The 11542-nt window shown below is 70.4% G+C and carries 10 protein-coding genes; 3 read left to right on the forward strand and 7 right to left on the reverse strand.

The features are described from left to right. Window positions 1-3 precede the first annotated feature (3 nt). Window positions 4-792: an HpcH/HpaI aldolase/citrate lyase family protein gene (locus E4T13_RS18680; protein ID WP_137179783.1), complete on the forward strand. Its 789-nt coding sequence runs from the start codon at window positions 4-6 to the stop codon at window positions 790-792. Between the two features lie 13 nt (window positions 793-805). After that, window positions 806-1603, forward strand: a complete 798-nt coding sequence (locus E4T13_RS18685; RefSeq protein WP_137179784.1) for an aspartate/glutamate racemase family protein — start codon at window positions 806-808, stop codon at window positions 1601-1603. Here the strand turns inward: E4T13_RS18685 and E4T13_RS18690 are convergent, their stop codons facing one another. Then, complete coding sequence (locus tag E4T13_RS18690; protein WP_137179785.1) at window positions 1604-2377, reverse strand: HpcH/HpaI aldolase/citrate lyase family protein; 774 nt, start codon at window positions 2375-2377, stop codon at window positions 1604-1606. Window positions 2378-2392: 15 nt separating this feature from the next. On the opposite strand from E4T13_RS18690, the gene E4T13_RS18695 reads away from it, so the two are divergent. Continuing rightward, complete coding sequence (locus tag E4T13_RS18695; RefSeq protein WP_137179786.1) at window positions 2393-3367, forward strand: hydroxyacid dehydrogenase; 975 nt, start codon at window positions 2393-2395, stop codon at window positions 3365-3367. Between the two features lie 7 nt (window positions 3368-3374). On the opposite strand, the gene E4T13_RS18700 is transcribed toward E4T13_RS18695, so the two are convergent. The 6 genes from E4T13_RS18700 to E4T13_RS18725 form a co-directional block, all read right to left on the reverse strand. After that, window positions 3375-4337: a tripartite tricarboxylate transporter substrate binding protein gene (locus tag E4T13_RS18700; RefSeq protein WP_137179787.1), complete on the reverse strand. Its 963-nt coding sequence runs from the start codon at window positions 4335-4337 to the stop codon at window positions 3375-3377. A 134-nt stretch (window positions 4338-4471) separates the two neighbouring features. Next, a complete protein-coding gene (locus E4T13_RS18705) occupies window positions 4472-5677 on the reverse strand; it encodes a pyridoxal phosphate-dependent aminotransferase (protein ID WP_137179788.1) in 1206 nt (401 codons plus the stop codon). Window position 5678: 1 nt separating this feature from the next. Further along, on the reverse strand, window positions 5679-6668 hold the full coding sequence (locus tag E4T13_RS18710) for a tripartite tricarboxylate transporter substrate binding protein (protein ID WP_137179789.1): 990 nt from the start codon (window positions 6666-6668) through the stop codon (window positions 5679-5681). A gap of 22 nt (window positions 6669-6690) precedes the next feature. After that, window positions 6691-7671: a tripartite tricarboxylate transporter substrate binding protein gene (locus tag E4T13_RS18715; RefSeq protein ID WP_137179790.1), complete on the reverse strand. Its 981-nt coding sequence runs from the start codon at window positions 7669-7671 to the stop codon at window positions 6691-6693. Between the two features lie 96 nt (window positions 7672-7767). Next, entirely contained in the window at window positions 7768-9876 is a 2109-nt protein-coding gene (locus E4T13_RS18720; RefSeq protein WP_137179791.1) for a hydantoinase/oxoprolinase family protein, read from the reverse strand. Window positions 9877-9879: 3 nt separating this feature from the next. Then, window positions 9880-11520 carry a hydantoinase B/oxoprolinase family protein gene (locus tag E4T13_RS18725; protein WP_206030219.1) on the reverse strand — a complete coding sequence of 547 codons (1641 nt, stop codon included), beginning with the start codon at window positions 11518-11520 and terminating at the stop codon, window positions 9880-9882. Window positions 11521-11542: the final 22 nt, after the last annotated feature.

Raw genomic sequence — 11542 nt, forward strand, 5'->3', positions numbered from 1 at the left:
GCGATGCGGCCGAATCCGCTCAAGGCGCTGTGGGCCGAAGGCAAGCCGGCCTTCGGCACCTGGTGCACGCTGGTGAACCATCCCCGCTTCATGAAGCTGCTGGCCGCATGCGGCCTGGACTTCGTGATCCTGGAGATGGAGCATACGGACTTCACGATTCGCGACGTGTCGACGCTGGCGCTGATGGCGCGCGAAGCGGGCATCGCGCCGATCGTGCGTCCCCCCGGCCTCCTGTCGCCGCACGACCTGACGCGCGCGCTGGACGCGGGCGCGCAGGGACTGCTGCTGCCCAACGTCGCCGATGCCGAGACGCTGGAACGCGTGGTGAAGGCCACGAAGTACCATCCGCGCGGCGAGCGCATCCTCAACCTGCGGGGGCCGCACACCGATTACCTCCGCCTGGCAAATCCCGCCGAGCAGATCGCGCGCATCAATGCCGGCAGCATCACCGTCGCGATGATCGAGACGCAGCGCGGCCTGGACGCACTGCCGGAGATCTGCGCGGTGGACGGGTTGGACGCGGTGATGATCGGGCCGGACGATCTCAGCCAGGACCTCGGTGTGCCGGGCCTGCTGAACGACCCGAAGATGCAGGCCGCGACCGAGCGCGTGATCGCCGTCTGCGACGAGAAGAACATCCCCTGGGGATTCTCCTGCCAGGATCTGCAGGCGGCGGAGAAGTGGCTGGCGCGCGGCATCCGCTGGATGCCCTTCGCCAACGACGCCGCCGTGCTGTTCAACAGCTTCAGCGCGGCCGCGACCGGGCTGAAGACGCTCTCGCAGCGCAACTGAGGAGACGCGACCGATGAAGGCTGTTGCCGACTACCGCCCCTATGGCTGGCGCGCGAAGATCGGGCTGATCGTGCCCTCCACCAACACGATCAACGAGCCGGAATTCTGGCGCCTGGCGCCGAAGGGCGTGACCATCCACACCGGTCGCGCGACGCTGCTCGGCAAGGCCACCGAAGAAAGCTATTTCCGCATGGCGGAGGCGGTGAAGGTCGCCGCGGACGACCTCGCGACGGCCGAGGTGGACGTCGTCGCCTATGGCTGCACCTCCGGCAGCATCGTCTGTTCCCTGCAGGACATCGTGGCGGACCTGCAGCAGCGCACCAAGGTGCCGGCCGTCGCGACCGCGGGCGCGGTGGTGGCCGCGCTGCGCGCGCTGGGTTCGAAATGCGTCGCCGTCGCCACGCCCTATGTGGACTTCGTGAACGAGAGCGAGCGGCGCTTCCTGCAGGAATACGGCTTCGAGGTGGCGTCGCTGCACGGGTTGCGCCTGGGCGAGACGCAGGAGGAACGCCGCGGCATCGGCCGCGTGCCGCCCGAGCACATCTACCGCATGGCGATGGCCTGCAACCGGCCCGAAGCGGACACCATCTTCGTCTCCTGCACCAACCTCGCGACCATCGACGTGATCGCGCAGATCGAGGCGGATACCGGCAAGCCGGTCGTCACCAGCAACCAGGCCTGCTTCTGGGCCTGCCTGCGGCTGCTGGGCCTGCCCGACAGGATCGAGGGGCACGGCCGGCTGCTGGGCGACTGCACGGCGCCGATCACCATGGACAGCTTCGCCCTGCCGCGGCAGGCGAAGGCCGCCTGATCAGAGGCTGCGCAGGAGGCGCGCCCTGTCCGTCGCCGCCGACTGCAGCAGCGTCGCGTCATGCGCGGCGGAGATCCAGCGCATGCCCAGCGCCTTGGCGCGGGCGAAATGCGCCTCTTCCGTGATGCCGCCCATGCCCGCCACCTTGCCGGCCGCGCCGCAGGCTTCGGCCAGGGCGCGCGCGGCATCCCACACGGCGGGATCGTCCTTCGCACCGGTTAGGCCGAGATCGACCGTGAGGTCCGAGGCGCCGAGGAACAGCACGTCCACGCCCGGCACCGCCGCGATGGATTCCGCGTTCACCACGCCGCGTTGCGTCTCGATGATGGCGACCACCAGCGTCTCGGCCGCCAGCGCTGCCACGGCATCCGCCTGGCCGATCGGGGCGCGGCGGAAATGCGGGAAGACCGGCGGCAGCGGGCGGCGGCCGGCGGGCGCGAAGCGGGCGGCGCGGACGATGGCTTCCGCCTGGGCCGCATCCTCCACCCGCGGGATCACCACGCCGAGCGCGCCGGCCGAGAGCGCCTGGCCGATCGGTCCCGGCGCGGCATCGGGCAGGCGCACCAGCGGCGCGATGCCGGCATCCAGCGCGGCGAGCAGCAATTCGCCGATCGCATCCGCGCCGATCAGGTTGTGTTCCGCGTCGAGCACGAGCGCGTCGAATCCCGCACGCGCGAAGATCCGCGCGACGTCGCCGCTGCGCGCCAGTTGCAGCGTGGCGACAAGCGCCGTATCGCCTGCCGCCAGGCGTGACCTGAGACCGTTCAGCTTCATGGGACAAGCAGAGTGATGCCCGAGTGCTTCATCGTCCAGCCCATCCACCCCGCCGGGCTCGATCGCCTGCGAGAAGGCGGGGTCACGCCACGCATCGCCAGCGCGCACGACATGGCGACGGTTGCGAAGGAGATCGCCGGCTGCGTCGCGGTGGTGACCCGCAATGCCGGGCTGGACGCCGCGGCGATGGATGCGGCGCCGGACCTGAAGGTGATCGCCAATCACGGGGTCGGTACCAACAAGCTCGACCTGAAGCACGCGGCGGCGCTGGACATCCCGACCGTCTTCACGCCGACGGCGAATGCCCGCAGTGTGGCCGAGCACGCCATCGCGCTGATGCTGGCGCTGGCGCGGCGCGTCATCGCGGCCGATGCGGCGGTGCGCGGCTGCGACTGGCAGCTGCGCTACGACGCGCGGATGACCGAGCTGCACGGCAAGACGATGGGGCTGGCCGGCTTCGGCACGATCGGGCGGATGACGGGCGCCATCGCGCGGCATGGCTTCGGCATGAACCTGCTGGTGTTCTCGCCCGCCACCCCGGATGCGGCGCTGGCGGAGGCCGGTGCGGTGCGCGCGCCGACGCTGGAGGCGCTGCTGGCCGAGTCCGACGTGGTCTCCCTCCATCGGCCGCTGCGGCCGGATACGCGCAACATGATCGACGCCGCAGCACTGGTGCGGATGAAGCCCACCGCCTTCCTGGTGAACACCGCGCGCGGCGAGCTGGTGGACACCGCGGCGCTGGCGGCGGCGCTGCACGAAGGCCGCATCGCCGGCGCCGCCCAGGATGTGTTCAAGGTGGAGCCGGCCCCGGCCGACGAGCCGCTGCTCCGCGCCCCGAATTCCGTGCTTGCGCCGCATATCGGCGGCGTGACGGAGGAGGCGATGCGCGAGACCGCGCTGCAATGCGCCGACCAGATCCTCGACGTGCTGGCGGGCCGTCGCCCGCCGCACCTGGTTCAGCCGGAGATCTGGGAACGCCGCCGGCGCTGACGCCGCCTCACTGCGACCAGGGCTGCCGCTGCCACATATCCCGGAACAGGCGGTCCTCGGCGCGGATATGCTCGGCGAAGCGCTGTGCCGGCATGTAGTTCAGCGGCTGGAAGGTGCGGCGGCAGAGCGCCTGGAATTCCGCATCGGCCGCCATGCGATCCAGCGCCGCGGCATAGCGCGCCGCGATCTCCGCCGGCAGGTTGGGCGGTGCGCTGAGGCCGCGCACCGTCGTGGAGACGACGTCGATGCCCTGTTCGCGGAAGGTCGGCACATCCGGCGCCAGCGGGTTGCGCTGCGCCGACATGACGCCCAGCACCTTCCAGGGCTGGCCGCTGGTCATCATGATTCCCTCGCCGAGATTGGCGGTGCCCACCACGACATCGCGCTTCACCAGCGCCAGTACCGCGGCGGTGCCGGCATTGTAGGACACCAGCTCGAACTTCGCGCCGGTGGCCTGTTCCAGCATCTTCGCGCTGACCCAGGCCGAGCCGCCGACGCCCTGGATGCTGACCGTGACGAGCCCCGGCTCCCGCTTCGCGCGTGCGATCAGTTCCGCGGCGTTGTTGATGCCGCTGTCCGGATGCACCGCGAACACCGCGGGATCCTCGATGACGCCGGCGAGCGGGGTGAAGGTGTTGATGCCGAAGCGCACGCTGCGCTCGATCGGGATGATCACCACGCCCGGCGTGTTGGTGATGCCGATGGTGTAGCCATCCGGCGCGGCCTCCGCTAGCGCGGTGTAGCCGACGGCGCCGCCGGCGCCGGGACGGTTCAACACCACCACGGGCTGGCCGAAATCCTTGGTGAGATATTGCGCGATGTTGCGCCCGGTCATGTCGGTGCCGGCGCCGGCACCGAAGGGGACGATGAGCGTGATCTGGCGTTCCGGCCAGGCGGCGCGCGCAAGCCTCGGTGCGGCGAGGACGGCCAGTCCTGCGCCGAGAGCGGTGCGTCGGGAAAGCAGCGTCATGGGCCTGTTCCTTGCTGTTCTGCGAGAAAAGGTCGTGCTGCCGGCGTGTCGTCCCAGGTGTCTTGTTCTGATGGTGCCGTTCGTGCCGCCATCATGACGTCGGCACCATGCCGACGGCAAGCGCGGCGTTCGCCTCAGGCGAGGCTTTCGCAGAAGCGGCGGATGCGGGCGCAGGCATCTCCGAGCTGCGCGTCGGATGCGGCGAAGCTGACGCGGAAATGGCCTGGGAACATGAAGGCGCTGCCGTGCACCGTGGCGACGCCTGCTTCCGACAGCAGCGCGAAGACGAAGTCCCAGTCGCTCTCGATGCGCGCGCCGGCCGGCGTCGTCTTCCCGAGGCAGGCGGTCATGTCGGGAAAGGCGTAGAAGGCACCCTCCGGCTTGTGGCAGCGCAGGCCGGGCGTCGCATCCAGCATGCCGACGACCAGGTCGCGACGCCGCTCATAGGCCTGGCGCATCGCCTCCGTCTCGTCCTGTGGGCCTTCCAGCGCGGCCAGCGCGGCGGCCTGCGCGATGGAGCAGGTGTTCGACGTGCTCTGCCCCTGCAGCTTGTCCATCGCCTTGATCAGCGCGCGCGGCGCGCCGGCGAAGCCGATGCGCCAGCCCGTCATCGCATAGGCCTTGGAACAGCCGTTCATCGTGACGGTGCGGTCCTTCAACCGCGGCTCCACCTGCGCGAAGGTGGCGAAGCGACGACCGTCGAAGATCAGCTTCTCGTAGATGTCGTCGGTCAGGATCATCACTTGAGGATGGCGCAGCAGCACCTCCGCCAGCGCCTTGAGTTCCGCTTCATCATAGGTGGCGCCGGTGGGGTTGGAGGGCGTGTTGACGATCAGCCACTTCGTCCTCGGCGTGATCGCTGCTTCCAGCTGCTCCGGCCGCAGCTTGAAGTTCTGGTTCGGCCCGCAGGGCAGCAGGACCGGCGTGCCATCCGCCAGGCTGACGATGTCGGGGTAGGAGACCCAGCACGGCGTCGGGATGATCGCCTCGTCGCCGGGATCCAGCGTGGCGACCAGCGCATCGTAGATCACCTGCTTGCCGCCGGTGCCGACGATGATCTCATCCGGCGCGTAGTCCAGGCCGTTGTCCCGCTTGAACTTGGCCACGACGGCCTTGCGCAGAGCCAGTGTCCCTGCGATGTCGGTGTAGCGAGTCTCGCCGCGCTCGATGGCGGCGATGGCGGCGTCCTTGATGTGGCGCGGCGTCTCGAAATCGGGCTCGCCGGAGGAGATGGCGAGCACGTCCTTGCCTTCCGCCTTCAGCGCCTGCGCGCGCTGACGCATCGCGGTGGTCTGGGAAGGCTGGATGCGGTTCAGCCGCGCGGCGATGGCGATGCTCATCTCAGCGCGCCGGGGCGAGCTTCGCGCGCGCGACGACGTCGCGGAACTTCTGCAACTCCGCGGCGACGAAGGCGGCGGTGGATTCCGGCGTGCTGTCCGTGACGGCGTCGATGCCGGCCGCGGCCAGGCGCTCGCGCATCGCCGGATCGGACATGCCCTTGTTGGCCGCGGCGTTCAGCCGCTGCACGATCGGCTGCGGCAGCCCCTTCGGCCCCAGCATCACGTTCCAGGTGGTGGCGGTGAAGCCGGGCAGGCCAGACTCCGCTGCGGTCGGGATGTCCGGGAACAGCGGGTGGCGTGTCGGCGTGCCGACGGCGATGGCGCGGAACAGGCCGTCGCGGATGCCTGGCGCGAAGGAGCCCAGCGGTTCCCAGGCATACTGGATCTCGGATTTCACCAGCGCCTCCGCCAGCGGTGCGCCGCCGCGATAGGGCACGTGTTCCGACTGCAGGCCGCCGGCTGCGAGGTTCATCATCTCCCCGGCAAGATGCCCCACGCTGCCCGATCCCGAACTGCCCCAGCTTGCCGCGCCCGGCCGCGCCCGGATGCCCGCGATCAGCGAAGACAGGTCGCGATACGGCGAATCCTTCGGCACAGCGAGCGCGATCGGCGCGCGGCCGAGGATGGCGATGGCCGTGAAATCGGCAATCGCGTCATAGGGCGTGGTGTCCGGTTGCAACGCCGGCAGCGTCCCATGCGTGGAGGGCGTGCCGAGCAGCAGGGAATAGCCGTCCGGCGGCTGGCGGCGCACGTATTCGCTGCCGATGGCCCCGCCGGCGCCGCCGCGGTTCTCCACGATCATGCGCGCGCTGGCACCAAGCTGCGCCGGCATCCGCTCCGCCAGCATGCGCGCGAGCAGGTCGGCGGAGCCGCCGGCGGGGAAGGGCACCGTGAAGACGATGGGCCGGCTCGGCCAGTCGCCCTGCGCCAGGGCAGGACGGAAGGGCAGCGCAGCCAAGGCGGCAAGCGCAAGGCGGCGGGTCGTCGTCATGCGGGCTCTCCCGGGCAAGCGATCAGCTTGCCTTGATGTTCTGGCTGCGGATGATCTCGCCCCACTTGTCGAGCTCCCGCGTCCAGTAGGCGTCGAATTCCGCGGGGCTGCTGCCGATCACCTCGATGCCGGCGCCATTGATGCGCCGCCGCGTCTCGGGGTCGTTCAGCGCCTTCAGCAGCGCATCGGAGATGCGGGCCGCGATCGGCGCGGGCGTGCCGGCGGGCACCAGCAGCCCGACATCGGTGGAGCTGTCGAAGCCCGGTACACCTGCTTCGGCGAGAGTCGGCAGGTCGGTCGCGAATTCCGAGCGTGTTGCCGTGCCGACGCCCAGCACCTTCAGCGCGCCGGTCTGCCGGTGCGGCAGGGCGGTGACCAGATCGACGAACGACATCTGCACCTCGCCGGCCAGCAGCCCCTGCGCCGAGGGACCGCCGCCGCGATAGGGCACATGCACCATGCGGATGCCGGCCTTCGCCATCAGCAGCTCCGCCGCGAGATGGCTGCTGGCGCCGACGCCGGCGGAGGAGAAGCTGAGCTGCCCGGGCCGCGCACGCACATAGGCGATGAATTCCGCGACGCTGCCGACCGGCACGGAGGGATGCACGGACAGCGACTGCGCGCTGCGCGCCACCAGGCTGAGCCCCATGAAGGCGCCGCGGTTGTCGTAGGGCAGCGAGGCCATCAGATGCGGCGCCATCGCATAGGTGCTGTTGGTCGCCAGCAGGATCGTGTAGCCGTCCGGCCGGCTGCGCGCGACATAGGCATGGCCGATGGTGCCCGCGGCGCCGCTGCGGTTCTCCACGATCACGGTCTGGCCGAGCACCGATCCCATGGTCTGCGCCAAGATGCGGCCGAGCACGTCGGTGGATCCGCCTGCCGCCCAGGGCACCACCATCGTCACGGGGCGCGAGGGAAAGGCCTCCTGCGCCGCGGCGATGCGCGGCAGGGCGGCGAGGCCGAGGCCGGCGCCGAGAAGGGAACGTCGCGTCGCAATGGTCATGCTGCACCTCGCTGTGGCCGCGCTCTGCGGCGGGTTGTTGGACCGATTGCCGTGGCTGCGCTTCGTCCTGGCGCGGCGCCTTTCCCGATTGAGCCTTCAGGGCAGTTCGATGACAAGGTTTCTGTAATTGTCCACCGTCACCGTCGCGCCGGGGCCGATGACGCAGGTGGATTCCCGCTCTTCCACCAGCGCGGGACCCGCGAAGCTCGCGCCGGGCGCCAGCGCGTAGCGGTCATACACGGTGCAGGGCAGCCAGCCCGCGCCTTCGAACAGCACTTCGCGCTTGCCGCGCGCTGCGCGGGCGGCATCGGTGTGGCTTTCCATCGCGCGGGCTGAAGCGCCTTCCAGGCTGATGTCGCGGCCGGGCGCCACGCAGGCGACGCGCCAGGTCAGCGCCTCGATCGGCAGGCCTTCCATCGCGCGGCCGAAGCGCTCGCGATAGCTGGCGAAGAAGGCTTCCCGGATCGCAGGCAGGTCGTCGGTGCCCAGCGCCATCGCGGGCAGTGGCACCGGGATCTCGAAGCCCTGGCCGACATGGCGCATGTCGGCGGCCGGCACGGTGCGGATCGCGTCGGGCGCGGCGCCGGCCTGCAGCAGCAGCGCGCGGCCTTCCTCCGCCATCTCCGCCAGCAGGCGGTTCACATGCGCCCAATCCAGCCGCTCCAGCCGCGCGACATGGCTGCGCACCAGGTCGGTGGCCGGCGGCGCGACGAGGAAGCCGAGCGCGGAGGCGACGCCGGCACCGAGCGGCACCAGCATGCGCTTCATCTTCAGCAGCCGCGCGAGATCATAGGCATGCACCGGCCCCGCGCCGCCGAAAGCGACCAGCGTGTAGCGCCGGGGATCGCGTCCCTTCTCCGCCAGGTGCATGCGCGTCGCGCCCGCCATCGTCTCGTCCACGATGCGGCGGATGCCGAGCGCGGCGTCGTCATGCGCGACCCCCAGGCGGCTTGCGATGCCCGTTTCGATCGCGCGCCGCACCGCGCCGGGATCGAGCGCCATCTCGCCGCCGAGGAAGTAGCCGGGATCGAGCCGGCCGAGCACCAGGTCGGAATCGGTGACGGTCGGCTCCGTGCCGCCGCGGCCGTAGCAGATCGGGCCGGGCTTCGCGCCGGCGCTGCGCGGCCCGACCTTCATGAGCCCCGATCCGGCATCGACGCGCGCGATGGAGCCGCCGCCCGCGCCGATCTCGATCATGTCCACGACCGAGACCTTCAGCGGCAGGCCGGAGCCCTTCTGGAAGCGGCGGACGCGCCCGGCCTCGAAGTCGAACTTGCGGTCCGGCGCGGCATTTTCCACCAGGCACATCTTCGCAGTGGTGCCGCCCATGTCGAAGGACACCACGCGATCCAACCCGGCCAGGCGTGCGAGGAAGCTGGCCGCCATCGCGCCCGCGGCGGGGCCGGATTCGATCAGGCGGATCGGGAATTCCTTCGCCTCCGCCAGCGCGGCGATGCCGCCACCGGACAGCATCACATGCAACTGGCCTGCGAAGCCGAGCGCGGCCAGCGAGGCTTCCAGCTTCTCCAGGTAGCGCCGCATCAGCGGCTGCACATAGGCGTTGGCGCAGGCAGTGCTGGTGCGCTCGAATTCGCGGATCTCCGGCGCGACGCGGCAGGAGAGCGAAAGCGGCAGGTCCGGAAAGGACGCGCGCAGGATCTCGGCGGCGCGCCGCTCGTGCCGGTCGTCGCGATAGGCATGCAGGAAGGCGATGGCGATGGCTTCCACGCCTTCCTGCTCGACCAGCCTGCGGCCGGCCTCCCGCACCGTATTCTCGTCCAGCGGCAGCAGCACCGTGCCATCCACGTCCAGCCGCTCCGGCACCTCGATGCGGCGATGGCGCGGCACCAGGGTCGGCGGGGCCTCGATGAACAGGTCATAGAGGTCGTAGCGCGTCTCGCGGCCGATCTCGATCACGTCGCGGAAGCCCGCGGTGGTGAGCAACCCGACGCAGGCGCCGGTGCGCTCGATGATGGTGTTGGTCACCAGCGTGGTGCCGTGGACGATGCTGTGCAGGTCGCCCGGCGCCAGGCCGGTCTCCTGCAGCAGCCGCTCCACGCCTTCGACGATGGCGCGGCTGGGATCGTCCGGCGTGGTGAGCCGCTTGCCGGTGGCGACCAGGTTGCGCGCGGGATCGTGCAGCACGAAGTCGGTGAAAGTACCGCCGACATCCACCCCGATGCGCGCGGTGCGGGCGCTTGCCATGGCTCAGCCCCTCCCGTAGTCGCGCGCCGCGCCTTTGGGCGTGACGTAGCCGTCGCGCAGATCGGCTTCCAGCGCCGCGGGGTCGCGTTCCTTCGGATCGCCGAAGCCGCCGCCGCCGGCATAGAGCAGCGTCACCTTGCGCCCGGCCGCGACCGTCGTGCGCGATTTCGGATGCGGACGCGTGCCGTCGTCGATGGCAATCACCGCCGCGCCGCCATGCCTGCCGCCGAGCAGCCCTTCCGCCGGATGGTCGCGCCGGTCCGACAGCAGGGAGAGGCGCACGGGTGCATCGGTGCGCACCTCGATCTCGACCTCCTGCCCGAGCCCGCCGCGGAAGCGGCCGGCGCCGCCGGAATCCGGCCGCAGCTGCTTCCGCCAGACCAGCAGCGGCGCGACGCTCTCGTAGGCCTCGATGGAGCCGGCGCCGACATTGGTGGGGAAGGCCGTGGTGGGTAGCCCGTCGCGATGCGGGGAGGCGCCCATGCCGCCGGAAGCGAACAGCACCTGGGAGAAGCGGTCGCCATTGCGATCCAGGCCGCTGAACAGCGCGCGCATGGTCGGCGCGCCGCCGCATTCGGCGATCACCTTGTCCGGCAGCACATCCGCCAGCGCCTTGTAGATGACGCCGGCCAGCAGATGGCCGGTGAGCTGGCGGGCGCTGCACGGCGCGGGGAAGCGCGGGTTCAGGATACTGCCATCCGGCGCCGACACGGTGATGGCGCGGTACGATCCCTCGTTGCGCGGCGTGAAGGGATCCAGCGCGCATTTCACGGGATAGACGGCGTAGGCATGAGTGTAGTTCAGCACGCAGTTGATGCCGCGATCCACCTGCGGCGAGGTGCCCGCGAAGTCGATATGCATGGTGTCAGCGCGGACATCCACGCGACAGGCGATGCGGGTGACCTGCTCGTCGAAGCCGTCGGCCTCGATCACCGCGGAATAGCTGCCATCCGGCACCTCCGCGATCGCGCGGCGCAGCGCGCGATCCGCGCGGTCCTGCAAGGCGGCGGAGAGGCCTTGCAGATCCTCGAGCCCCGTATCGTCCAGGAATTCCTGCAGGCGACGGACGGCGACCTCGTTGGCCACCACCTGCGCTTCCAGGTCGCCCATCACCGGGCCGGGCACGCGGACATTGGCGGTGATGATCTCCACCAGCTCCTCGTTGCGCGTGCCGCCGCGGAACAGGCGCGCGGGCAAGATGCGGATGCCTTCCTCGAACAGCTCGCGGCAATCCGCCGACCACAGCGCGCCGCCGACATCCGGCGAATGCGCGATGGAGCCGGCGAAGCCAACGAGCCTGCCGCGGTGGAAGATCGGCGAGACCGCGGTGAAGTCCGGCAGGTGGCCGGTGGCCAGCCAGGGATCGTTGGTGATCACGCAGTCGCCGGGCTGCCAGGTCTCGGCCGGGAATCGCTTGAGGAAGGTCTTGGTGGTCTGCGGCAGGATGCAGGAGAAGCTGGCGATGCCGCCGGTGTTTTCCGCCACGCTGTCGCCGTTGCGGTCCATCAGCACCGTCGCGTAGTCGTTGGATTCGCGCACGATGGTCGAGAAGGCGGTGCGCAGCAGGCCCGCCGCCGCCTCGTCGGCGATCGAGATCATGCGGCTCCAATACACCTCGAGGGTGATCGGGTCGAAATCGTCCAACGCGATGCGCTCCCGGCTTTGG

Origin of the sequence: Roseomonas sp. AR75 (assembly GCF_005222815.1) — a bacterium.
GTDB lineage: Bacteria > Pseudomonadota > Alphaproteobacteria > Acetobacterales > Acetobacteraceae > Falsiroseomonas.

Bases quoted from the DNA above. Each gene is read 5' to 3' on its own strand.
- E4T13_RS18685 (WP_137179784.1), top strand. From the start codon at position 806: ATGAAGGCTGTTGCCGACTACCGCCCCTATGGCTGGCGCGCGAAGATC.
- E4T13_RS18705 (WP_137179788.1), bottom strand. From the start codon at position 5,677: ATGAGCATCGCCATCGCCGCGCGGCTGAACCGCATCCAGCCTTCCCAG.
- E4T13_RS18720 (WP_137179791.1), bottom strand. From the start codon at position 9,876: ATGGCAAGCGCCCGCACCGCGCGCATCGGGGTGGATGTCGGCGGTACT.
- E4T13_RS18700 (WP_137179787.1), bottom strand. From the start codon at position 4,337: ATGACGCTGCTTTCCCGACGCACCGCTCTCGGCGCAGGACTGGCCGTC.
- E4T13_RS18715 (WP_137179790.1), bottom strand. From the start codon at position 7,671: ATGACCATTGCGACGCGACGTTCCCTTCTCGGCGCCGGCCTCGGCCTC.
- E4T13_RS18680 (WP_137179783.1), top strand. From the start codon at position 4: ATGCGGCCGAATCCGCTCAAGGCGCTGTGGGCCGAAGGCAAGCCGGCC.
- E4T13_RS18695 (WP_137179786.1), top strand. From the start codon at position 2,393: ATGCCCGAGTGCTTCATCGTCCAGCCCATCCACCCCGCCGGGCTCGAT.
- E4T13_RS18710 (WP_137179789.1), bottom strand. From the start codon at position 6,668: ATGACGACGACCCGCCGCCTTGCGCTTGCCGCCTTGGCTGCGCTGCCC.
- E4T13_RS18690 (WP_137179785.1), bottom strand. From the start codon at position 2,377: ATGAAGCTGAACGGTCTCAGGTCACGCCTGGCGGCAGGCGATACGGCG.